The following is a 24,489-nucleotide window of genomic DNA, read 5'->3' as shown; positions in this document are numbered from 1 at the left end:
TTTCTGTTGAACGATATTCATTCCCTGTTATGTATACGCATTGGGCTGCAGAATTGGGGAAGTTCTGAACAAGCATGGAGAACGGTTGCCCGTCCTCCATGTAATAATTATAGAAGTGTCTGTGTCCAGTCTAAATACCAAATCGTAAGCCTGAATAACAAAATCCAAAGCATGTTCAAGGTGCTTAAGGTGCTGCTGTTCCGTTATTCGTGAGCACGATATCATCCACGTTCACAATCAGATGCCCGGTGCCGCCATCCTTGATATCTCCCAGCTCGAAGGAAATGCGGCCGATGGAGGTGCTGCCTCCGGCAACATCGAATTCTACGGTATATTCCTGATATTCGCTGTTCAGATCAACAATTTTGCTCGTATATCCGTGCCATTTGTAATTGTCCGCTACATCCAGCCAGCCGATGCTGATATTCATTTTGCGTTCAGCCGAGGCCTTGGCCTTGAAGGTAAGTGTATAATGATTGCCTTCGTTGTAAGCGACTCCCTCATAAAAGACCTGCCGGTCCCAGGTGTTCGTTCCGGTGGAGCCCACCTTGATCTGCAGCGCTCCATCCACATTGTCAATGGATAACTCTCCGTTGTCGGAGGAGTAGCTGCTCCAGCCCTTAAGCGGCGCCGAGAAATCGCCGTTTGGAATCAGATTCTCCCCGTAAGCCTCACCGTCCAGCACCGGGCTTACCTGAAGCAAGGAGATATTGCTCAGGTTGACCGTATGCGCTCCGAGCTCTTCGGTAATCTTGCCCAGACTGAACTGAAGCACGGCTGCAGGATCAGTGGCCTTCGCGGTGAACAGGTATTCATAATGCCCGCCGTCCGGGCTGAGTCTCAGCTCCTGTTCCAGATAAGGAGTCCAGTTGCCATCCTCAGTCCCGTCACGCTGAACCAGCGCTCTAATATCCCGGGCCAACGAAGCATCCGCATCGAAGCGCAGCAGATATTTCTTGCCCTGCTCGACCGGAATGCCCGCTTGCTTCACCTGTGCATGCCAAGCCTCCGTTCCAGTTCCGCCGAGGCTAACCTGCAGTTCTCCATACACAGCCTTCATTACAGTGCTCTTCCCGGGATCATCCGGTTCCCAGTCCTTCTTGAACAGCGTCCAGTTGTCGGTGGAAGCATCCTTGAAGCTGCCGTTCACCACCAGCTCGCGGGACAGATCCAGCCAGGCCAGATTGTAGCCGCTGCCGCCAAGACGGATGTAATAGCTTCCCGCAGGCAGCGTAAGCGGGGCTCCAATGATCGCCCGGTAGGACTGAAGGCCTCCGGTATCGCCAACTGCCGTGCTGTAGACAGATTCCGTCACTACATTCTGCTTGCCGGCATCCAGCACTGACAGCGTAAGCTCCGAATCGGCGCGCACACTGGATACGCGGGTTACCGGAACAATGCTTCCTGCCTGAGGCAGTACCACCTTGTATTCCACATAGTCGCCCTTCTCCATATCCGTGATATCCTTGCCGCCTTCACCGCTTGGAATCAGGCCGGTTCCCGAGGCTCTCCAGAACTGGTCACCACGCAGATGCAGGTAGTTATCGAGCACTGGCGGATCGGTCATCCGTACCAGACGCACATTGTCAATCTCGGTCTGTCCCGCAGCCGCGCCCAGAAGGAATGATAACGCAGCTTCCGTGCCGGACCCGCCGGACAGCTCAATTTCTGCTGTATAGCTCTTCCACTCCGGTGTCAGAGTGAAGGTGGTTCCGTCAGGATAGACCGTCTGTCCGCCGCTGCCTGCCAGTTTAATGCCAAGCGGCTGCGCCTCGGCCGATCTCGCATCGAAGGCAAGCTGGTAGACGCCTGCCGCGGACACAGGAATTCCTGCCTGGGTCAGCGTCACATCCTCCGGTGATCCTCCGGCCTGCTGCACGTCCGCCCGGAACTCCCGCTTCATCATCGGCAGAGCAAGTGTATTGGTTACACTGGCCTTCGCCGCTGCTTCCGAGCCCTGCTTAACGGCAAAGCTCCAGTATCCAAGCCGTGCTTCTCCCAGATCGAAGCCTCCGTTATAGATCAGGTTACCGTCAGCAAGCGGGGTGCGTACTACCGGCGGCGCTTCTGTCTCTACCACCCTTACATTCGCGAAGTAGGCAGATATGTTGTTCAGACCCAGGTTGAACTCAAAGCGGGCATTATTGTCTGAAGCCTTCGTCATCGTAAAGCTGTACTCATACGGCTGCCAGTCCGGTGTAAGCTGGAAATTACGCTCTCCGGAATACGCCGTCCATCCGCCGCCGAATTCGGTCAGCTTGCTCATCAGCGGCCGGGCTGCGTCCGCTTTGGCATCGAAGGTTACCTTGTAGGCCTTGTCCCGCTCCAGCAGCAACGGCTTCTGCGCAAGCTGAATGGAGTAGTTCTGGGTTCCGGCCTCATGGACAGCAACCTTCACCGCCTTGCCCTTATCCTGATCTTCAATGACGGAGACGGTTCCGCTTCCGCCTTCATTCGCAATCAATTCCCAATATTCCGGCTGACCCTGGGTGGCTACAGTACCCTTGAAGTCCCCGTTGTAGATCTGATTCCCGTCTGCCAGGGCAGGACGCTGCGGGGTCGACAGTCCCGGATCTACCGGCCGCTTCCCTGTTACATCCGGCCATTGATCCAGGTCCTTGTATTTGTAGACCCGTACATAGTCCACATACATTTTATCCGACTTGAAGTCAGCCTTCGGATCGCCCGGCCAGTCGCCGCCCACGGCCAGATTCAGAATCATATAGAACGGACGGTCAAACGGGGCCGGGTACGTAAAGTAATCCGGCTGGCCTTTGGCCATCGTTCCCCAGTCACTCGTCTCAAAATACATTTTATCGTCCACATAATACCGGATCAGGCCCGGAAGCCATTCCAGCGTGAAATCGTGATAATCATCAGCGAAGGTCTGACCTTCCGGCAATACATAGGTCTTGGTCTGGCTAGTTTGCGGAATGTCATAGTGAATCGAGCCATGGACCGTTCTTGGATACAGATCTGCTCCTGCCTTGCCGGCGACCGGTCCCGTCAATTCCATAATGTCCATCTCGCCGCTTCCCGGCCAAGGTCCATACTGCGTCTCATCATCGGTTGGCATCATCCAGATGGCTGGCCACATGCCCTGCTGAACCGGCAGCTTGGCCCGTACGGTGAATTTGCCGTAGGTCCAGTCACCCTTCATCTTGGAGGTCAGCTTAGCTGAAGTATACTTCTTCCCGCCGTAAGCCTGGTTCCGGGCTTCCAGCTCCAGTACGCTCTGCCCGCTCTCTGTTGTAAGTGAAGCATTGTCCGGGTGATAATATTCCAGCTCGTTATTGTACACCGTGCCGGTATCCTGTACATTCCATTTCGTCTCATCAATGGTCTGGCCGTCGAATTCGTCATTCCAGACCAGCTCCCATGGATTGTTCTGGGTTGGCGGGGTTGGAGTCGGCGTTGGTGCAGCCGTTGGTGCAGCCGTTGGCGCTGCCGTAGGCTCTGGCGTTGGTGCTACTGTAGGTGCGGCTGTTGGTTCAGGCGTTGCCTCGCCTGCACTTCCGCCGCCCGCTTGGACTGGGGCAGTGGTTGCCTTGGCACTTGCCTGCGCTGTAGCTTCCGTTCCGGACAAGTCCTGAAGCGTCTCGCCGGGCTTAAGCGCCTGGCCGTTCAGCAGTACACGGTCTGCCCGGTTCTCAAGCTGGCCGATCTGCCCCTGGCTCACGATCTCTGATCCGGCAGCGCCTGCGCCGATGACCACAGTCTCTGCACGCGAGCCCGCTCCGATCTCCACCTTCGCCGGCTTAAGCAATTCGATCCGGGCTGCGGTGCTGCCATCCAATACCATTCGTACCAGGGCGGTAAGCTTGTTGAGCTTGACCCGTCCCAGATTGGATTGGCGGAATACTACGGAATGGGCGCCTCCTCCTGAGATATGTGCCGTTCCCTGCACCTTGATGCCGGAGAAGCCAACTTCCCCTTCTCCTGCTCCGGCTGTGACGTACAGATTGCCGCTCACGGTTCCGTCTTCAAGCTGCACATTCGCCCGGTTAACAATCACATTGCCGGACACCGCGCCAAGCTTCTGGCTTCCCTCGCCGGAACTGATCCACCCGACCATCCGGCTCAGCAGCTCGGCGAGCTCAGCCCGGGTCATCTGCGCCTGCGGATTCAGCTTGCCGCCCGCATCGCCGCGCAGGTAACCGGCGTCCAGCATCGCACTCACGGCTTCCCGGGCATAGCCGCTGACCGCTGCCGCATCAGACTGCGCAGCCAGCGTACCCGGGGAGCCCGCCTCCAGTGTGAATGCCCGGCTCAGCATGGTTATAGCTTCCTGGCGGGTGACAGCCGCTCCCGGCTGGAACCGGCCGTCCGCGTAGCCTTGAATAACGCCTGCGGCATTCACACGGCTTACATCCTTGCCATACCAGGAAGAAGCGCTTACATCACTGAATACAGTGCTGCCTGAATCCGCGTAACGGAACACACGGCTGATAATGGCGGCCATCTCTGCCCGTGAGACCGCTTGTCCCGGTCTGAATTGTCCTGCCTCGTCGCCCTGCAGAATTCCTGCGGCTGACAGCCTGTTCACTGCGGCTGAAGCCCAGTGCTGCTTCATATCGGCGAACCCAGCCGCCCGGACTGCCTCTGCCTGTTCTGTACTTGCAGACAGCCTGTCTGCGTCTTTCCCGTTATCTGCCTGCACTATTCCTGTAGTTCCCGGAAGCTGAATCCCTGACAGCAGCAATCCGGCAATCAGAAGCTTGGATATTCCTTTGCGGTACATCTGAACATTCCCCCTCGTGATAGAACCTTGTTGAATTCTGGTCTCGTGCCAGTCGATTTCAGTATAGGGTCCGTATCCCGGAGACGACATACCAATTCCTTATCCCGTATAACAAAGATGCAACTTTGTCCGGAGCTCCTGTAAACGCCGCTCGCGCGAGTCCAATGTAATCGGTTTTTCGACCACATCCCGCCCACACATCTCCGCCGCCCCGAATGTAGTCGGTTTTTCGATTACATCCAGCCCGCACGCCCTCGCTTGGCGAAATCTCATCGGTTTTTAATACGAAAATAAAAGTACCGGAAAATGCGCAGCAGAACGGGTTTTGACAAAAAAAGACCCACCGCCCCAAAAAAACGTTTCGTTTTTTTTGAAAAAGGGAAGACTATTGGATAGGATTTAATTGCACGCTATATCCTAACTGCTGGATATAGTTCACGTACCTATCTAACGTGTTTTTCTTGGACGTCTCATCGCCTAGTGAGACGTCTATTTCTTGGTATGACCTCTTCTCCCGCATCAGGGCATGGAGGATTCGAATCAGCAAATGCGCGGTGGCGACGTTTGCTTTTTTATCGCCTCTTCTCTTACGTATTCGTCGAAAAAATTGGCCGATCCGGTTCGAGGAGCGAGAGTTCGCCCAAGCCGCCTGACACAAGGCCCCTTTCAGATGCTTGTTCCCTTGCATCGTTTTTGACTTTCTTCGCTTTCCCGCGCTTTCGTTGTTCCCTGGACACACCCCCGCCCATGATGCAAACTGCGCATCACTCGGGAACATTTCCGCGACATGCGGCCCCACTTCGGCAAAGATGGTCACGGCAGACGTCCGCTCAATTCCTGGAATGGAGTCAATTTGTTCAATCACCTCCAGGTACGGTTCTGCCTTCGCCTCGATTCGAGCTTCCAGCTCCGTGATCCTTTTCTCCAAATAGACCAAGTGGTCCCAGTGGTCTCGAATCATCTCGCGGTGATGACGGCGCAACTTGCCATTGAGCGCGTCTAGCAACTGCGGAACTTTCTTTTTCAAACGGGTTTTGACCAGGTTTTTAACGGTCCCTTCGTCGATGACCTCGCCGTCCATGATCTTCTGGAGCAGGCCCCGTCCCGAAACCCCATATAGATCGGACATAAAGGTGGTTAGCTTAATGTTGGCATCCTGCAGGATTTTGTGAATGCGGTTTTTCTCCGCCGTCACCGCCTGCACCATCTTACTCCGGTAACGGGTCAAGTCTCGCAAATCCCGGATGTCTTGTTCGGGCACCATACTGCCTTCAATGAGCCCGCAACGGTGCAATTGCGCTAACCAGCGCGCATCTTGCATGTCACTTTTTCGACCCGGCGTATTCTTTACCCGCTGGGCGTTGGCCAAGACCAGATCACAACTGCCCTCTAAGATGTTCCATACCGGTTTCCATAACACGCCCGTACTCTCCATCACCACCTCCCGACAGCCTTGTTCACTCAGCCAATCTTGCAGGCCTAGCAATTCTTTGGTTGTCGTCCCAAAGGTTTTCAGGTGACATTGGGGTTTCTGTTCGATCGGTCCTTTCAACACGCAGGCCACAACGGTTTCCTGGTGCACGTCCAGACCGGCGCAACACATACGTACAGCATCCATTCCAATCATCCTCCATCGTCAGCTTACAAATCATGCGCTCGAGTGAGTGTAATTTAATACACGTACTTTTGGGGGCTACAATAGGCGATGCTCGAAAAGCGCAATAGAACAGTTTTTCGCACGGGGTGTATCCCAGTAACCGTTTCCGCCCTTTGATTTGTATATGTAGTGTTGACGACTACAGCCTCTTTTAGAATGGATGCGACGGATGCCACCCACTTATTTTCATTCCTGGGGGTGACAAGGTCTCTGTCTTGTCATGCCTGTTTTTCGATTACATCCAGCTCGCACGCCCTCGCTTGGCGAAATCTAGTCGGTTTTTCGATTACATCCAGCCCGCACGACCTCACTTGGCGAAATCTAATCGGTTTTTCGATTACATCCAGCCCGCACGACCTCGCTTGGCGAAATGTAATCGGTTTTTCGATTACATTTGACCCGCACGCCCCGCACCTGCCCATTGTATTCGGTTCTCTACGTACATCCGGCCCACACGCCCGTTAGCCTGCCGAATATGTTCTTTTTTATCCGCACCAGAAGAAAGCCTAAAAAAAGCCCAAACACCCGGGCAGCTTAAACAAGCAACCCCTGTGTTTGGGCATAGCGGAACTATGTAACTGTTGTCACATTATAAATCAGGCAATGCTCAGGAGGAAGCGTGGATTTGCGGGAAATCCTGTGCAACCTCTTCACCCGAGAACAGATCGTCAAGCGAGCTGAGCGTGCCATCCTCTTCAACCTGATACACCGACATTTTCTCGCCGTTGACCGTTAGTTCGATGAAACAGCCCCAGCAATAGAACTGGTGGGAGCCGATCTTGCCGATATCCTTGGAGTTGCAGTTTGGACACTTCATATAATACATTCCACCTATCCGTTAACAATATTAATGGCATTTTGGAGCCGTTCTTCACTCATCGCGGGAACCAGTACAGAATCCTCTCCGATAGTCATCTCTTCAGAACAAGGCAGCCATTTGCGGCCTTCGATCAAATCAGTTACAAGCCCGTCACTGATTTCCAGCGCTACTATTGTGTTTCCCAACTTTTGGTCAAAATAAACATCCGATATTCGCCCAAGCACCGTTCCCGATGCTGTAAGCACCTGCCTGTCCTTCAATTTGTTCTTTCCCAAGAGGAAAGTGTAGGATATATGGTCAGCGTCGACCTTAACAATCGACTCTTTATTGCGGATCATGACAGCATCTTCGCCATAAGCGGCAATATTATCCCATGCCACAACTTTCACATGACTAGAGAAAAAAGATTTGCTCTCCAGTTCAATACCCGTAATATTCCAGTTTGAATCCAGTCCGATATCGATTATTTCACCGACTTCAGTACCCTCTTCAACTTCATACACAGTGAGGCCAATCATATCTTGCAGCTTCATGGTATCCCAAGTCCCCTCACCTTAGTATTGCATACGGGTTCCCATGGGCCGGAGTACCTCTTAAGCGGCTGCCAGAATGCACGGACGCTAGTCTCTAGTACGCAGCCGGCTCAAAACGGTTCCAACTTTTTGGGCAACAACCTGCATTTCTTCATTAGTATTACCCAAACCTGTACTAAAGCGAATCGCCGAGTTCAAAAGTTCTTCCGGAAGCTTCATTGCCCGGAGAACATGCGAGATTTCCAGAGATCCTGATGTACAGGCTGAGCCGCTGGCCGCCGCAATCCGTTCCATGTCCAGGTTCATCAGCAGCACATCTGTTCCGGTTCCGGGAAAGCTGATATTCAGGATTCCAGGCACCGTATGCTGTTCATTTCCGTTGACGACATATCGCTCTGCTCCGACCTGCTTGTCCAGCTCCTTCAGCAGCGTGCTGCGTAGCTCCAGTGTCTGCTCATGATGACCCGGCAGCCCTTGCACAACCAGTTCAACGGCTTTGGCGAACCCGGCGGTATGAGCCAGACTCTCCGTGCCCGCCCGCCGGCCGCGCTCCTGAAGTCCGCCATGCTGTATTGGCGTAAGCGGCGCGCCCCGCCGGACGTACAAGCCTCCAATTCCCTGCGGACCTCCGATCTTGTGGGCCGAGAAGCTCATATAGTCGACCGGCAGGTCGCGGAGCACCAGGGGCAGTGTTCCCAGAGCTTGTACACCATCTACATGCACAAGCACACCCCTTTCGGCCGCCAATCTGCCAATCTCTTCTATAGGCTGTACAGTTCCCACTTCATTATTCACATACATTATGCTAATCAGTACTGTATCCTCGCGCAGAGCCGATTCCACATCCTCCAGAGAGACACGGCCGGTAGAATCAACAGGAAGATAGGTGACCTCGAAGCCCTGCCCCGCAAGCTCCGCACAGGTATGCAGCACTGCATGATGCTCAACCGCTGTAGTAATGATATGTCTACCCTTGGAAGCAGAAGCATAGGCTGCGCCGAACAGCGCAAGATTATCACTCTCCGTGCCGCCGCTTGTGAAGACCCACTCCTCAGGAGAACAGCCCAAAAAGCCCGCGATTCTGTCGCGCGCCCCATTAATAATTCTCTTGGCAGACCGTCCGAACTGGTGCACACTGGACGCATTGCCGTACTCGTTCAACAGCATATCATACATAACCGCTGCCACCTCCGGATGAACCGGTGTTGAGGCGGCGTGGTCCAAATAGATGGGTTTCATAACGAAATTCTCCGCTTCTTGAAATTCAGGATTTTCTTACAGGACTACTAGATTATACTGCTGAACTGCCTGTTTTACCACCTGTTAATAAACACAATATTGTAACATTTGTCCATGGTCAGTGCCCCGGATCAGCCCTCTATTCCCGGTAACCGCGCCGCGAGCTGCTCCTCGGAGATCACTTCAATACCATGCAGCCGCAGGAGAGCTGTGGTCACCCCTTCTCCGGGGATTTTCATGCCCGCAAATTCTCCGTTATAAATCCTGGAGCTGCCGCAGGAAGGGCTATTCTCCTTAAGGACAACAAGCGTGGCAGCTAAGCTCCGTACCTGCTCCAGCGCGGCATACGCGCCCTCTATATACATTGCGGTTACATCCTTCCCTGTTCTGTCAACCACCCGGGCCTGTCCCTCCAGCACATCTCTGCCGCTGCCGCCTATAATCTCTGCCGGTTCTCGCGGGGTAGAGAAGCCGCCAAGCAGCTCGGGACATACAGCAACCGCCTGCCGGCTGTCCAGCAACTGCCGGATGCCCTGTTCCAGACAATCCGTTCCATTATATCTGACCTTCATTCCTGCCAGGCAGGAGCTTACGATAATCATTGCCCGCCCTCCCCCTTCGCAATCCTCAGTCTCATCTTATATAATGCTAAGACAAGCTGTCCGGTCTGTAAACCATTAACGATCCAGGGAGGTATAGACAATATGTGCGGAAGATATACGATCACGGTAACGCTGGAGGAGCTGATCGCCAAGTATTTCATCCGGGAGCATCCGCTCATCCAATATGCACCGAGGTATAACGCGGCTCCGATGCAGCATATTGCCGCTGTTATTCATGACGGCACACAGAATAAGCTCGGAGAACTTCGCTGGGGGCTGCTCCCTTCCTGGTCCAAGGAGGACAAGAATGCTGCCAAGCTAATCAATGCCCGCAGTGAGACTCTGCTGGAGAAGGCTTCGTTCAAAGGACTGGTGGCCTCCCGGCGCTGTGTGATTCCCGCAGACGGCTTCTATGACTGGAAGGTCCAGGAAGGCGGCAAGCAGCCGATGCGGATCACGATGCGGGACGGTAAGCTGTTCTCCATGGCTGCTCTGTATGATATCTGGACCGGCCCCGACGGGGGCAGAATCTCCACCTGCACGATCATCACCACCGCCCCGAACACTCTCATGAAAGACATCCATGACCGGATGCCGGTCATTCTGGATGCGGACGGGGAGGCGCAGTGGCTGGAGCGCAGCAACCGGAATATTCCCGCCCTGATGAAGCTGCTGCGGCCTTACGATGCGGAGCAAATGCTGGCCTATCCCGTCTCCGCAGCCGTGGGCGATGTCAGGAGTGACTACCCGGAGCTGATCCGCAGAGCCGGGCCGGAGCCGGTGCAGGGGACCCTATTTTGACTACGGCCCTGGAAGTAATATCTGCTGTTTGAAACCTCTGGTCCCAGGGTATTAACTAAGGCTCATACCTCATAATATCCATCCACTATACGAATCCCAGGAGGAAATTCATATGACTCTCAGCAGACAATCAGTGTCCCCCCCCTCATCCGCCTCCTCCATCGAGCTGGAATGTCTCTATCATTCAACACAGGGGAGATGGGCGTATGCTTATAACAAGGACATCTTCCACTTAAGAATCCGCAGCAAAAAAAACAATGTAGACCGGGTATTCGCACTGACCGGCGACAAATACGACTGGAAGCAGCATCATCAGGAGCTGAGCATGCGCAAGGTGGCTACCGACAGCTTCTTCGATTACTGGGAAGCAGAAATCTTCCCCGAGTTCAAACGATTCTCCTACGGCTTCCGGCTGGAATCCGGCCAGGAGACGGTATGGATGCTGGAATCCGGCTTCTTTACAGACGGGCTGCCCGAGCCTGCCGGAGGGTATTATGAAATGCCTTACCTCCATGAGGTTGACCTGCTCCAGGTTCCCGAATGGGCGAAATCTGCGGTCTTCTATCAGATCATGCCGGACCGGTTCGCTAACGGTGATCCGGCGAATGATCCCGAAGGAACGCTCGAATGGGGCGAAACGCCCACCCATGACAGCTATTTTGGCGGAGACCTGCAGGGGATGATTGATCATCTGGATTATATGGTGGAGCTTGGCGTAACGGCGCTGTATCTGACCCCGATCTTCCAGGCTCCCAGCAACCATAAATATGATACCGTTGACTACGCAGCGGTCGATGCCAGCTTCGGGGATCTCGATAAGCTCAAGCAGCTGGTGGACCTGGCCCATTCCAAAGGACTTAAGGTGGTCCTCGATGCCGTCTTCAATCATACCAGCTCCGAGTTCGCACCGTTCAAGGATGTGCTGGAGCATGGAGCAGACTCCAAATATGCAGGCTGGTTCCATATCCATGATTATCCTGTACAGGTGGTGGACGGCAAGGCCAACTATGATACCTTCGGCTTCTTCAGCGGAATGCCCAAGCTCAACACTGCCAACCCGGAAGCCAGAGATTATCTGCTGGATATCACCAAGTTCTGGCTCAAGGAGGTACACATCGACGGCTGGCGGCTGGATGTCGCTAATGAGGTAGACCATGTGTTCTGGCGGGATTTCCGCAAGGCGGTCAAGGAGATTAACCCGGAAGCGTTCATCATCGGCGAGGTGTGGAGCGACTCCCTCAGCTGGCTGCAGGGCGATCAGTTCGATTCGGTGATGAACTATCCCTTCTCTGACCGGCTGCTGAAGTTCTTCGGCGCGGACAACGACATGGATGCCGACACCTTCGCCGCGCAGATCTACGGGCTGCTCATGCGTTATCCGCGCCAGGCGAACGAAGTGCTGTTCAATCTCCTGGCGAGCCACGATACCCCAAGAGTGCTGACCCGGCTCGGCGGGGACAAGCAGCGGCTGAAGCTGGCGATCACCTTCCTGTTCACCTTCACCGGCACGCCGTGCATCTTCTACGGAGATGAGATCGGAATTACCGGCGGGGATGACCCGGATTGCCGCAAATGCATGATCTGGGAGGAGGACCGGCAGGACCGGGAGCTGCTGCGCTTTTATCAGAGCCTCATTGCCCTGCGCCGCGAACACGAGGTGCTGCGCACCGGCCAGTTCCGCTTCCTGCTGAGTGATCCGGGCAGCCCGGGCCTGGTGTATGAACGCTGGAATGAGCACACCCGCTTCACGGTCTGGATGAACAGCTCTGACAAGCCGCTGACCCTTACGCAATCACTGAGCGGCGGAGCTTGGCTGGATGCCTTGAACGGCGAGCCCGTGGAGCAGGATGGGGAGCTTATCCGTATGACGCTGGAGCCGCTGGAATACCGGATTTTGTATAGTGGACAAGCTGGCGGCGAAGGCTGAGAACTAAATGAACTATACTGAGAGCTCTATAATATAGACAAGAACAAGCCCCGGGAAGGGGCTTGTTTAGTTATAGCCGTTTGTTACACTTTAAGGACAACCGGGAGCCGCCCTCTATATGAACTCCATCCGCTCCATTGCCATGACTTTATCCGGGTGATACAGCACCAGACCTGTCTTCATTCTCCTGAAGCTCTGCTGCTCATACCAGGAGACGGTATCGGGATGTGTGTACAGAATCACATTGCAGCCCGCCGTCTCCTCCAGAATTAGCGCGATGAGCTTTTTGCCGAGTCCCTGTCCATGATAAGCCTCATCTACAGCAATGTTATAAATCGCCGCCTGCGAGATTCCATCGGACAATGCCCGTCCGCACCCGATCAACTTGTCCCCGTTGAGAATGAACACATTCACCGCACTGTTCTGAAATGCCCGCTCCGTCTGAGACGGTAACCAATTCGTTAATCCAAAGCCGTTCAGCAGGCTGGTCACTTGCGTCCAATCTATATTGTTTCTGTCTTTCCGGTAAGTGTAGGTCATCACAGTTCCTTCTTCATTAAATGGTAAATTCCGGTTCCTGATCGCGGTAGTAATTAGCGAGGAATCGCTTGGTGCGCTCTGACTTTGGATGGGAAAAGACTTCCACCGGTGTTCCGTCCTCCACAATGACACCCTGATCCAGAAACAGCACCCGTGTAGCCACCTTACGGACAAAGCTCATCTCGTGCGAAACGAGCAGCATGGTATTGCCTGCCTCCGCCGCCTTACGAATGGTATCAAGCACCTCACCGACCAGCTCCGGATCAAGCGCCGAGGTGGGCTCATCGAACAGGAGGATTTTGGGCTGCATGGCGAGCGCCCGGGCAATGCCGACACGCTGCTGCTGTCCGCCGGATAGCTGCTTCGGATAATGGTGCATCCGGCCGGCCAGTCCTACACCTTCAAGCTGCGCCGCTGCAATCCTCCGCGCTTCATCCTTGGACATACCCCGGACCACAATCAGTCCTTCCATTACATTCTCTAAGGCCGTCTTCTGCCGGAACAGATTGAACTGCTGGAACACCATCGCCGTACTCTTCCGTAATTCCAGCACATCCGCTTTCGTTTTCCGGGCAAAATCGACCTCCAGCCGGTCCAGTCTGATCGTTCCCGCATCCGGCACCTCAAGCAGGTTGATCGACCGCAGCAGGGTGGATTTCCCGGCACCGGATGAACCGATGACTGCCACCACCTCCCCCTTGCGTATCGTCAAATCGATATGATCCAGAACCTTGTGCTGGTGAAAAGACTTCGTTAACCCCCGGATCTCAATCAAGGATCACATCTCCTTTACGCTTCCTCAGGCTCTTGAAGTCAATATCCAGCCGCTTCTCCAGCAGGGCAATGACCTGCTCAATCAGAATTGTCATCGCCCAATAGATCAGGGCAAGCGAGCAATAAGATTCGAAGAAGCGCAGATTATTCCCCGCCAGAATTCTGGACTGCGCCGTAATCTCCACCACCGAGCAGACGAAGGCCAGCGAAGTCCCCTTCATCAGTCCGATCAGGGCATTACCCAGTGTGGGCAGCGCAACAATGAAGGCCTCCGGCAGAACAATCCGTTTCAGCACTTGACCGTAGGTCATACCGAGGGAATGCGCAGCTTCAATCTGCCCTTTGTCTACCGACTGCAGGGCCGCACGAATAACTTCAGAGTTATAGGCCGCCTCATTCAGCGATAATGCCAGCAGCACATAGAAGATGGACGGAATGGAATTCACATTGTAGCTGGTCTCATGATAGTAATTATAGTATTTCAGAATCAGCGGAATGCCGGCGTATGACAGATACAGCTGCACCAGAATCGGAGTTCCCCTGACAAAAGAAATGAAGACAGCACTGAGCTGATACAGCACGGGAATGCGCTTCATTTTGATGATGGCCAGCAGAAGCCCCAGAAGGAGCCCTGCCAGCATGGAGAATACCGTCAGCTCAAGCGTAACCGGCAAGTAAATCAGCAGCTTGGGAATCAGGGTGAAGACCAGCTCCAGATCAAATATATTAGGCATGGTAATGATCACCTATTGAGCTTCCGGTGCAAAATCACCATTCAGATACTGCTCGCTCAGCTTGGAAATGCTGCCGTCCTTAATCAGCTCCTGAATGCGCCCGTTGACATCCTTCAGCAGCTGGTCGCTAATCCCTCCCTTGCTGAGAATCAGATAGCTGTACGGCACGCCAATCCGGTCCGTATCCTCCTGGGACAGCGGAATCGCCTTCAGCTTGAGGCCATACTCCTTGATATAGAGCTGCAGCATGGCGGCATCGATCAGATTGAAGTCATCGGCTCCGCTCTCGACATTCTGCAGAATGGTCACCAGCTCGGCATCGCTGTACTTCAGCTTCACCGGGGTCTTGGCACTCTCCTTGTTGTACTTCTCCAGAGCCACCGTATAGTTCACACTGGGGCTGACCTCCGTTGTCTTCCCTTCCAGATCAGCGAAGGACTTTATGTCCTCACGGTCGTCCTTGACGGCAATCACGAACTGGTTCTTGAAAATCGGATCAGAGTAATTGTATTTCTCTCTCCGCTCCGGATTGCTGGCGAAATTATTCGCCCCGATCTGATAACGGTCAGAATCGAGTCCCGCGAAGATGGACGGGAATTCAGTCTTTTCAATGTGAAGCTCATACTCCGGCAGCCCTGCAAAAATCGACTTGACCACCTGAATATCGTAGCCGTCAATTTCATTCTTGTCATTCACATAGGAGAACGGTCTCGGCGCGCCGCCTGTTGCCACATTCACCGTAATTTTCTTGTTGTTAGCTGAACCTTCGGCTGCAGCCCCTGCCGGCTCCTTGTCATTTCCGCAAGCGACGATCCCCGTAAGCAGTACTGCCGCTGTAAGTCCCAGTCCAAGCCTTCTCCATGTCTTCATCTCTGTAATCCCCCTATAATCTGTTGATTTCTATGATTGTAGCTTGAATTTCTGCTCCGGATGACCGCTCTTCTCCTGCCGGTTATGCGGCTGTGACCAGCGTCCCTCGTAATCGATCTGATCCCAGAAGCGTGTGTTGTAGTCGATAAAAAGCGCTGATTTGTCTCCGTTTCCTCTGGCCAGATCCCGCAGATAGGTATTATTCCTGAACGCCGGAATTTCGTACAGATCGCGCGCGTACCCCCAGATATTCTTGAAATCTGCAATCCGGTTGCGCAACGGGCCGAGATTCCGGAAATAGTAGGTATCGAAGCGGGCCAGGGTAACGAATAACCGGATATCGGAGTCTGTCACGTAGTCGCCGAACAGAAACCGCCGGTCCTCCAGCCGCTCTTCAATGGAATCCAGAGCCGCATAGAGATGTTCGTAAGCATCGTCGTAGGCCGCGATTGACTGGGCGAACATCGCCTTGTAGACGCCGTTATTCACATTGTCGAACAGGAAATCATTATACTTGTCGATATCCGCCCTCAGCTCTTCCGGATACAGATCCGGAGCACCAGCCTTATGGAACGGGGCAAATTCATTCTCCAGGTAGTTGGTCAGCCAGACATAGTCGTTATTGACCACTTTGCCGGTCTCTACATCGATAACTGCCGGAACTGTCGGTCTGCCCTTATAGTCCGGATCGGCTTTGGCATATAGCTCGCTTAGAAACTGCACGCCCAGCACAGGATCAGTCTGATTCTCATCGTATACAAACTCCCAGCCGAGATTCTGCTCATGCTTGCCGTGGCCAACCAGATTAATGCTGATGACCTCCTCCAGACCGAGCAGCTCTCTGACGATTGAGGCACGGTTCGACCAGTGGCAGCCCTTGGCCCAGATCAGACGGTAACGCCCCGCTTCTACAGGCAGCTTGCCCTCCCCTTCGCCGAAGGGAGTAGTGAAATGATTCTTTTGACGGACAAAATATCCCTGCTCATTAATCTCATGCTCCGTTTCTTTCGGCCGCACACGTACATTAGCTTCAGTGCTCATAGGGAATGCCTCCTCTTGTTATTGTTTATCAGGCTTACTGAACCGGCTGCGGTCATGCGGGTCGTTCCAGATCGAGAGATCCGGACCTTTGGCCAAGAGCTGATGGGGATTATTCGCATGGTTGCCGAGCTGATAGCCTCTTTTGATGGAATCGAAGTCTGTTGTATCCCCGAAGCCCGGCGTCTGGTACAAATCCTTGGCATAATTCCAGAGGTTCGGATAATCAATGATCCGGTTCCGGTTCGTCCGGAATACCGAATAATAGGCGGCATCGAAACGCACCAGTGTTACATATAACCGGACATCGGAATCGGTGATGGTATCGCCGAACAGATATCTCTGCGCAGACAACCGCTCCTCCAGCTGATCCAGCCTGGCGAACAACACATCATAAGCCTGCTCGTAAGCCGCCTGGGATTGGGCGAATCCAGCCTTGTAGACCCCATTATTCACTTCATGGAACAGCAGTTCGTTGAAATCGTCGATATCCGCCTGTAAATGCTGCGGGTACAGATCTGGAGCATCTGCCTTATGAAAAGGCTTGAACGCCGTTTCGAAGTAGTTGGTTAACCGGAAATAGTCGTTGTTCACGACCTTCCGCTCCAATACGTCCACAACCGTCGGCACGGTCGCTCTGCCGCTGTACCCGGGATCAGTCTCCGCGTAGATTTCCGGCAGATAACGGATACCGAGTACAGGGTCAACGCCGCCCTCGTCGAGTGTAAATGCCCAGCCGTTCTCCGTCCGCACCGGACTGGCCGTTCCAAGGCTGATGACCTCCTGCAGCCCCAGCAGCTCACGGACAATGACTGCTCGGTGCGCCCAAGGGCAGATTTTGGCCCAGAGCAGACGATAGCGCCCATCCTCTGCCGGCAGCTCACCGGGCTGATTACCGAAGGGGGTGATGAAACGGTTCTTTTGCCGGTTGAAGGCCCCCTCCCCCGTGATCTCCTTGGCGATCTCATGATTCACAAGATTCGAGCCTGCGATAGTATGGTTACTGGACATAATGACGCTCCTCTGCTTGTTCGATTTCTTTCTCGGTATGCCCTACCCCTTGATAAGCAGCCGATACGCTGCAGCCAAAGCCCGCACACCGCGTGCGATCTCCTGTTCATTCGAATAGCTGAAGCAGAGCCGGAGGAAAGGGGCAGGCGCCTGGTTACCGGCGAAGAACTGCTCGCCAGGCACAACAAGTACACCTTGCTCCTTCGCTAACCGGGCAATTTTCAGCGCACTTACGTTCTCCTTAAAGGACAGCCACAGGAAAAATCCGCCCTCCGGCACATGGAGGCTAACCGCCTCCTCAAATTCGGCCGCCAGACACTCCGCCATGAAATCCCTCCGCGCGCGGTAACAGTCCCTCAGCCGGGAGATTTGCGCATCATAGTCATAGGTCTGCAGCAGGCAGCCCACAATCTCCAGGGTGAACGGGGTCGGCGGGCTATTCAGGGTAAGGACCCGTAACCGTTCGGCTACTTGAAGGGGGGCGATAACGGTACCCAGCCGAAGTCCCGGGCCCAGCGTTTTGGAGAACGTAGTCAGGTAGATGACCCGCTCCGGCGCAAAAGAATACACCGAAGGCAGATCATGCCCTTCATAACGCAGCTCACCGTAAGCGTCATCCTCCAGAATGAACAGATGGTACGTCCGGGCCAGAGCCGCAAGCTTCTGCCTTCGATCTGCCGGCAGAGTGGTTCCGGCGGGATTCTGAAAGTTCGGAATGACATAGATCAGCTTCGGAAGAGCAGCGCCCGCAGCCTCGGCCGATCTCAGCAGCTTCTCCACCTGGTCCACATCCAGCCCGTACTTATCTGCACGTAATCCAACGGTCTTCGCCCCCGCATGACGGAAAGCGTCCAGTGCGTTGAAGAAGCTCGGTGCCTCCGTCCACACTGTATCCCCAGGATTAAGCAGCACACGTGCTGCAAGCTCAATGCCCTGACCGGCGCCGTATACCGCCAGATAGTTCTCAGCCTCTGCCTCAATGCCGAATTTCCGCAAGCGGTTCAGCTGCCATTCCTGAACCTGAGCAACGCCTTTGCCGCCGGTATAGTGCAGAGCATCCGCACCTTCAGGATTCAAGCTTTCAGCGGCGGCGCGGTTCAGCGCTTCCACCGGCAGCAGTTCGGTAGCCGGGAACCCAAAGGACAGATTCACGCTGTTCTTGGCTGCCGCAGCCCCCCTGCCGACAGGCCGCACAACAATCTCTCTGTTATACTCGTACTCCGTTTCTTTAACACTCATTGCTGCTCCCCCTTCACGTTCCCTGTCAGATGGAGTACTGAACCGGCCGGACAAGCGGCGTTTCTTCCTCATCCGCCGCTCCCATGACATGCCTCAGGATCAGATTCTCATAGTGGGCGAATCCGGAGTCACGCACGCGCGGCCGGCCCAGCGCAATTCTCTCATCCAGTGTAATCTCGCCCTCCCGGATGAGCAGCACCCGGCTGGCCAGCGCCACAGCTTCACTGACGTCATGGGTGACCAGCAATACCGTGAAGCCCTGCTCTGCCCAGAGCCGCCCGATTAGCTGCTGCATCTCCAGCCGGGTCAGCGCATCTAGCGCACCAAACGGCTCATCCAGCAGCAGCAGCCGGGGCTGGCCGGCAATAGCCCGCGCCAGAGACACGCGCTGCTGCTGCCCTCCGGATAATACCCCCGGCCATTCTCCAGACCGCTCGTTCAGTCCGACAAGCCTCAGGGCTTCCTGCGCCCTCAGCCGGTCCCGTCCGGGCGCACCCATCCGGACATTCTCAATGACCCGCTTCCACGGCAGCAGCCGGGATTCCTGAAACAGTACCCTCGCCTCCGGATGAATGCCGGACACAGCAACACCATCCAGCTCAACGGTTCCGGCAGAGGGTTGCTCAAGTCCGGCGAGCAGGCGGAGCAGGGTGCTTTTGCCGCAGCCGCTCTTCCCTACAACTGCGATGAATTCTCCCGGCTCCACCCTCAGGCTAATTTCGTTCAGCACTGTGCTGCTTCCGAATGATTTGCTCAGACCCTGGGTCTGCAGCCTAAAGCCCCGTTGTGATCTATCCATTCCATTCATAGCTCCCTTATCGTTGTGCGGCATAATTCGAATGCCAGCGCAGCCAGCTTGCCTCCAGCAGCTTCGCCAGACTGTCCGACAGCTTGCCAAGCAAGGCATACAGCAGGATGCTGAGTACGATAATATCCATCCGCATATACTCCCGGGCATTCATCGCCATATAGCCGATACCGGAATCTGCTGCCACTGTCTCCGCCACAATCAGCGTCAACCACATAATGCCAAGCGATTGCCGGACGCCTACCAGGATGGCAGGCAGTGCTCCGGGCAGAATAACATGTCCATATAAGGAAGCTCCCCGGTAACCGTAAACCTTGCCCATCTCCACCAGCTTCGGGTCCACCGAGCGGATGCCATGGAAGGTATTGAGGTAGATTGGAAAGAACACCCCGAGCGATACCAGCACCAGCTTGGTCTCCTCTCCGATACCGAACCACAGGATCGCAATCGGAATGAGCGCCAGATGAGGAACATTGCGGATCATTTGAATGGTTGTGTCAAGCAGCAGCTCCGCCCTCGCCCATACTCCGTTGAACAACCCGAGCAGGAAGCCTATCGCGCCTCCGGCCAGGAAGCCTAGAACCGCCCGCCTTGTGCTGATTGCTACGTTATCCAGCAGTTGTCCGTTCTTCAGAAGTTCGACTGCTGCCCGCCCGACCTCAACCGGCTTCGGCAGAATGTTACCGGCCAGGAAGCCGGTAGTGGTGAAGATCTGCCACAGGATCAGGACAAGGATAGGCAATGCCCAGGGCAGAGCCGCCTGCGGAAGCCTTTTCCCATTTCTGTTGTTCATTGCTCCTTCCACCCTTATGCTATTTCTTCAGAATAGCGTTGATATCGTCGTCAAAGGCATGGCTCCAAATTATAGATACATCTACCTTCTTAGGCAGCAGTCCTAACCCGGTGAAGGTATCGGCAATATCCTGCTGTGAGACAATCGCCTGCTCTGAGATACCCTCAAGCTTCAGCGGTCGCTGCTTGTCGCCGTTCACCAGAGTATCCAGCACTTCGGCCTGCTTCTGATGTGTATTGCTGGCTGTAATCTCAGCCCACTGCTCCTGATGATTCTGCGTCCAGGTATAGTAGCGGGTTAACCGCTCCAGGAAGTCAGCTATTGCGGCGTGCTTGGCTGGATCATCAATGGACTTCGTGTTGACGTTAACCGGGAAATTACCGGATAGAATATCCGCTGCACTGGCAAGAGTTGTGGCCCCGTTCTGGCGTGCCGCAATAATGGAGTTGCCATAGCTGGCCAGCGCGTCAACCTTGCCGCCGACCAGTGCGCTCAGCCCTTCGGCTGTTGTCAGCTTGACCGGCTCGATATCCTTCCAGCTCAGACCGGCGCCCTCCAGCATTTTGACCAGGAAATACTGCGCCGTTGTATTCGGCACATAAGCTATCTTCTTGCCCTTCAGCTCCGCAACACTGGTCACCACTGAACCCTTAGGGATCACCAGCTCCTGATTCAGCGTATTCCACCGCTGGACTCCGATCACTTTGAAGCTCCCCTGATTGGCCGCCTGGGAAGCGAAGATCGGCGGGATTTCACTCGTAATGGCGAAATCCAGCTGGTCAGCGGCAATAGCTTCGAGCTCCAGATTCCCGCCCTGGAAGACACTGAAGCTCAGGTGGTACGGTGTGTCCAGCAATCCGGCTGCCTTGAAGCCTTCCTCCCATTCCGGCCAGCCTACTTGGCCGATCCGCAGGGTGACTCCGCTAAGATCCGCTTCCGGCGACGGAGCACTCGCGGGTACAGCCGTGGCTTGGGCTGCGGGTTCACTTGCAGCCCCGGCCGCAGGTTCGGCCGAAGGCGACACTGCAGCCGCCTCCCCCGAGCTGCCGCAGCCGCTGGCTGCCAGCGCGATAGCGAGTAAGGGCATGAACAGCAGGGTGTGCTTGAGTCTGACTGTCTGTATGATTTTCACTTGTCTATCTACCACCTTTGAGTAAATATGAACTCAGTTCAGGGTTCGCGCCTCTACTTGCCAGTGATTGCACTGAAGATAAGGCTGTTCTTCTTGGTCTGGCGGCCTAATTCATCCGCTTCCCTTATCGCCTGCACTATACTGCTGTTGTCATATGCAAAAGCCAACCCTCCAGGCGCCGGAACGATTTCACTGCCTGCGGCAATGCGGGCAATCAGCGCCTCCTCTTCAATACCAAGCTCCGCAAGTGTAACTGGCAGCTCATAGCGAAGCAGCGTACCCATCAGCTCAGGGATATCTTGCCGGCCTTCCAGCAGTGATTGCACAATGAGGCAGAACCCCACCTTCTCTCCATGCAGCGAATCATGCACCTCCTCCAGATGAGTCAGGCTGTCATGAATGGCATGAGCGACAAGCGCGCGCCGCTTTCCCGCCCCCACTGTACCTGCCAGTCCTGTCAGCATAATGATTGCGTCCGCCACTTCCCGGAATGCTTCATCAGGTGTACCCGTTTCTGCCTGCCGGTAGGCGGCATCGCCACTGCGTCTAATAATCTCAAGCGCCAGCCTGGCCGGTTGCAGACTCAATTGAATATCCAAGCCGTCTGCCCCGTCCTGCCGGTTCAGAGCCACTTCATACCACTTCGCCAGGGTATCCCCGATCCCTGAAGCCAAATACCGCCTTGGAGCCTTGGCCAGAACTGCCGTATCAGCAATAACCAACCGGGGAGCGGCCTTCAGGAACAGAGCGCCATCCGCTCTGCCTTCATCATCGTACAGGATACTCAGAGCCGACCAGGCGGCGCAGGTGGCTGCGATTGTCGGAACCATGACTGCAGGAAGATCCAGACGGTCGGCCACAGCCTTGACCAGATCCAGCACTTTGCCCCCTCCGGCGCCCACGACGAAGTCTGGTGCGGCCGCAGAGAGCTTATCTGCATATTTGTGAATATTAGCCAAGGTAACTTCACCCGTGTGGATCTCCACAGCCACCTCAATGCCTTCAGCCTTCAGGCTGGACTCCAGGACGGCCCCTGTCTGCTTCAACGCATTCTCCCCGCCGATCAGATACGCCTTGCGGCCATAAGGGCGGGCTAAGGCGCCCAGGCGCTGCAATGCCCTCGGTTCGTTCACATAGATATCCGGTGATTTAAATGTCAGCATCCCTGTCCACCCTTTCAGCTATGACGGCCATGCGGAGTGTTCCACTGGCTTACATCGGGTCCCTTGGGCAGAATCCGGTATGGATTGGACCCTTCAGCGGCAAAAAGTGCAGACAGATGATAATGCCGTTTGATCGCATCGAAATCCGTGGTATCTCCAAATCCTGGAGTCTGATATAAATCCCGGGCATAAGCCCACAAGTGGCGGTAATCGGCAAGGCGCTGCCGGTTGGCCCGGAATGCCGTGTAATACGCGATATCGAAGCGGGCGAGCGTCGTGTACAGGCGGACATCGGAATCCGTCAGCTGATCCCCGAATAAGTACCGGCTAACGGAGAGGCGCTCCTCAAGCTCATCCAGCCGCTCGAATAAGGTATGATAGGCCGCCTCGTAGGCTTCCTGCGAGCGGGCAAACCCGGCCTTATATACACCGTTATTAACATCATGGAAGATCTGTTCGTTCAGTTGATCAATCTCCGCCCGCAAATGAAGAGGATACAGATCGGGTGCATCCTGCTTATGTAGCGGAGCCCAGGCGGTCTCCAGGTGATTGGTCAGCTTAAAATAATCGTTCTGAACTACCTTCCCTGTCGCAACCTCCACAAGGGCCGGAACGGTAGGACGCCCGGAGTAAGCGGGATCGGCTGTCCGGTAGGCCTCACTCAGGTAGCGGATACCCAGCACAGGATCAACGCCGCCGGCATCCAGTGTGAACGCCCAGTCCGTATGCGGAAGTGCCGGCCGGAGCGGGTCCACTGTACCCAGGCTGATCGCCTCCTCCAGACCGAGCAGACGCCGTACAATGACCGCACGGTGCGCCCAGGGGCAGGCTGCTGACCAGATCAGGCGGTAGCGGCCCTGCTCCACTGGAAGCTCATCAGGGCCATCACCAAAGGCCGCAAAGAAACGGTTACTCTGTCTTACAAAAGCGCCGTTTGCGATAATTTCTGCCGGGGAATTCTGAACTTGTTGACTCATCGGGAATACCCTCCTTTTAAATGTGCCCGCCCATGGGGAGCAGCCCAATCCCGTTCATCGGGACCCAGGGGATAAATACCGTACGGATTGCGGGCAAATCCCCTTAGATGAGGAGAGGCATGATAGCTGCTGCGGATCGCTGCCAGATCGGTGGTATCGCCAAAGCCGGGAAGCTGATACAGATCCCTCGCATAGCCCCACAAATTCGGGAAGTCCGTCAAGCGGCTGCGGTTCGTGTTAAATACCGGATAATAGGCCGCATCGAACCGGACAAGGGTGGTATAGAGCCGGACATCGGCATCCGTAATGAAATCTCCAAAAAGATAACGGCTGTGTTCAAGACGTTGCTCCAGCTCATCCAGCCGGTTGAACAGGGTATCGTAGGCCTGTTCATAAGCGGCCTGCGAATGGGCAAAGCCCGCTTTGTACACCCCGCTGTTGATATCGCTGAAGATCAGGTCATTAAGTGCGTCAATTTCGCCGCGGAGCCGCTGCGGGTACAGATCCGGCGCTCCCGCCTTATGAAATGGCGACCATACCGTCTCCAGATAGTTGGTCAGCCGGAAATAGTCACTGTTCACGCCACGGCCTGTCTGCACATCCACGATAATAGGTACAGTGGGACGTCCCTTATACTGCGGGTCCTCTGCATCATAAATCTCCTTGATATAGCGGATACCCAGCACAGGGTCAACGCCGCCCTCATCAAGCGAGAACTCCCAGCCGTATTCCGTCCGGAAATGGCTGGCCGTGCCCAGGCTGATCACTTCCTCCAATCCCAGCAGGCTGCGGACAATCACAGCACGGTGGGCATAGGGACACGCCTTCATCCAGAGCAGCCGGTAGCGTCCGGACGCTGGCCGGTGCTCGCCCAGACTATAGCCGAACGGGATGGTGAACAGATTGGCTTGCGGAACGAAGGAACCATCCGCCTTCAGTTCACCGGCAAATACAGGATGCCTGCTGCTTACACTCATGCTCCTTCCCCCTTTTTCAAGTTCTAAATCCCACCCTAATAACCAACTAAATTTATAGGTTTATACGATTATAATTCCATAGGCCATTCACTTATAGTAAAAATCGGAACCCC

21 protein-coding genes are annotated in these 24,489 nt (G+C 54.9%); 2 read left to right on the top strand and 19 right to left on the bottom strand.

What is annotated here, in order from left to right:
• Positions 1-184: 184 nt before the first annotated feature.
• From MKX63_RS12405 to MKX63_RS12380, 6 genes are all read right to left on the bottom strand, one after another.
• On the bottom strand, positions 185-4,741 hold the full coding sequence (locus MKX63_RS12405; RefSeq protein ID WP_341017388.1) for a carbohydrate binding domain-containing protein: 4,557 nt from the start codon (positions 4,739-4,741) through the stop codon (positions 185-187).
• 385 nt (positions 4,742-5,126) lie between these two features.
• On the bottom strand, positions 5,127-6,344 hold the full coding sequence (locus MKX63_RS12400; RefSeq protein WP_341018523.1) for an IS110 family transposase: 1,218 nt from the start codon (positions 6,342-6,344) through the stop codon (positions 5,127-5,129).
• Between the two features lie 661 nt (positions 6,345-7,005).
• Positions 7,006-7,215, bottom strand: a complete 210-nt coding sequence (locus MKX63_RS12395; protein ID WP_036690502.1) for a hypothetical protein — start codon at positions 7,213-7,215, stop codon at positions 7,006-7,008.
• Between the two features lie 14 nt (positions 7,216-7,229).
• A complete protein-coding gene (locus MKX63_RS12390) occupies positions 7,230-7,751 on the bottom strand; it encodes a PRC-barrel domain-containing protein (protein WP_341017387.1) in 522 nt (173 codons plus the stop codon).
• Positions 7,752-7,838: 87 nt separating this feature from the next.
• Positions 7,839-8,990: a cysteine desulfurase family protein gene (locus MKX63_RS12385; RefSeq protein WP_341017385.1), complete on the bottom strand. Its 1,152-nt coding sequence runs from the start codon at positions 8,988-8,990 to the stop codon at positions 7,839-7,841.
• A gap of 131 nt (positions 8,991-9,121) precedes the next feature.
• On the bottom strand, positions 9,122-9,592 hold the full coding sequence (locus MKX63_RS12380) for a DUF523 domain-containing protein (protein ID WP_341017383.1): 471 nt from the start codon (positions 9,590-9,592) through the stop codon (positions 9,122-9,124).
• Positions 9,593-9,694: 102 nt separating this feature from the next.
• On the opposite strand from MKX63_RS12380, the gene MKX63_RS12375 reads away from it, so the two are divergent.
• The gene (locus tag MKX63_RS12375) at positions 9,695-10,393 is read left to right on the top strand and encodes an SOS response-associated peptidase (RefSeq protein ID WP_341017381.1); all 699 of its coding nucleotides are present in this window, start codon (positions 9,695-9,697) and stop codon (positions 10,391-10,393) included.
• A 112-nt stretch (positions 10,394-10,505) separates the two neighbouring features.
• Positions 10,506-12,320, top strand: coding sequence for an alpha-glycosidase (locus MKX63_RS12370; protein ID WP_341017380.1), 1,815 nt, complete (start codon positions 10,506-10,508; stop codon positions 12,318-12,320).
• A 114-nt stretch (positions 12,321-12,434) separates the two neighbouring features.
• Here MKX63_RS12370 and MKX63_RS12365 read toward each other — a convergent pair whose 3' ends face one another.
• From MKX63_RS12365 to MKX63_RS12305, 13 genes are read right to left on the bottom strand one after another with little or no spacing between them, the layout of a single operon-like run.
• Positions 12,435-12,860, bottom strand: coding sequence for a GNAT family N-acetyltransferase (locus tag MKX63_RS12365; protein WP_341017379.1), 426 nt, complete (start codon positions 12,858-12,860; stop codon positions 12,435-12,437).
• A gap of 16 nt (positions 12,861-12,876) precedes the next feature.
• Entirely contained in the window at positions 12,877-13,635 is a 759-nt protein-coding gene (locus MKX63_RS12360; RefSeq protein ID WP_341017376.1) for an amino acid ABC transporter ATP-binding protein, read from the bottom strand.
• Entirely contained in the window at positions 13,628-14,368 is a 741-nt protein-coding gene (locus tag MKX63_RS12355) for an amino acid ABC transporter permease (protein ID WP_341017375.1), read from the bottom strand. The genes MKX63_RS12360 and MKX63_RS12355 overlap by 8 nt, the downstream gene beginning before the upstream one ends.
• 12 nt (positions 14,369-14,380) lie before the next feature.
• Complete coding sequence (locus tag MKX63_RS12350; protein WP_341017374.1) at positions 14,381-15,238, bottom strand: transporter substrate-binding domain-containing protein; 858 nt, start codon at positions 15,236-15,238, stop codon at positions 14,381-14,383.
• Between the two features lie 30 nt (positions 15,239-15,268).
• Complete coding sequence (locus MKX63_RS12345) at positions 15,269-16,279, bottom strand: glutathione S-transferase C-terminal domain-containing protein (protein WP_341017372.1); 1,011 nt, start codon at positions 16,277-16,279, stop codon at positions 15,269-15,271.
• Positions 16,280-16,297: 18 nt separating this feature from the next.
• Positions 16,298-17,287: a glutathione S-transferase family protein gene (locus MKX63_RS12340; protein ID WP_341017369.1), complete on the bottom strand. Its 990-nt coding sequence runs from the start codon at positions 17,285-17,287 to the stop codon at positions 16,298-16,300.
• Between the two features lie 42 nt (positions 17,288-17,329).
• Positions 17,330-18,526: an aminotransferase-like domain-containing protein gene (locus tag MKX63_RS12335; RefSeq protein ID WP_341017368.1), complete on the bottom strand. Its 1,197-nt coding sequence runs from the start codon at positions 18,524-18,526 to the stop codon at positions 17,330-17,332.
• A gap of 25 nt (positions 18,527-18,551) precedes the next feature.
• Entirely contained in the window at positions 18,552-19,325 is a 774-nt protein-coding gene (locus tag MKX63_RS12330; RefSeq protein WP_341017364.1) for an ATP-binding cassette domain-containing protein, read from the bottom strand.
• Between the two features lie 16 nt (positions 19,326-19,341).
• Positions 19,342-20,127 (bottom strand): ABC transporter permease subunit, encoded by a 786-nt coding sequence (locus tag MKX63_RS12325; protein ID WP_341017362.1) that lies wholly within the window; start codon positions 20,125-20,127, stop codon positions 19,342-19,344.
• Positions 20,128-20,146: 19 nt separating this feature from the next.
• A complete protein-coding gene (locus tag MKX63_RS12320) occupies positions 20,147-21,259 on the bottom strand; it encodes an ABC transporter substrate-binding protein (RefSeq protein ID WP_341017360.1) in 1,113 nt (370 codons plus the stop codon).
• Between the two features lie 53 nt (positions 21,260-21,312).
• Positions 21,313-22,422, bottom strand: a complete 1,110-nt coding sequence (locus MKX63_RS12315) for an iron-containing alcohol dehydrogenase family protein (RefSeq protein WP_341017357.1) — start codon at positions 22,420-22,422, stop codon at positions 21,313-21,315.
• Between the two features lie 14 nt (positions 22,423-22,436).
• Entirely contained in the window at positions 22,437-23,399 is a 963-nt protein-coding gene (locus MKX63_RS12310) for a glutathione S-transferase family protein (RefSeq protein WP_341017355.1), read from the bottom strand.
• Positions 23,396-24,376, bottom strand: a complete 981-nt coding sequence (locus MKX63_RS12305) for a glutathione S-transferase family protein (protein WP_341017353.1) — start codon at positions 24,374-24,376, stop codon at positions 23,396-23,398. Before MKX63_RS12305 ends, MKX63_RS12310 begins: the two co-directional genes overlap by 4 nt.
• Positions 24,377-24,489: the final 113 nt, after the last annotated feature.

The organism is Paenibacillus sp. FSL R7-0179, from assembly GCF_038002265.1.
GTDB lineage: Bacteria > Bacillota > Bacilli > Paenibacillales > Paenibacillaceae > Paenibacillus_AQ.
Note: the sequence above shows the minus strand (reverse complement) of the source record. Positions and strands in the feature narration are given on the sequence as shown.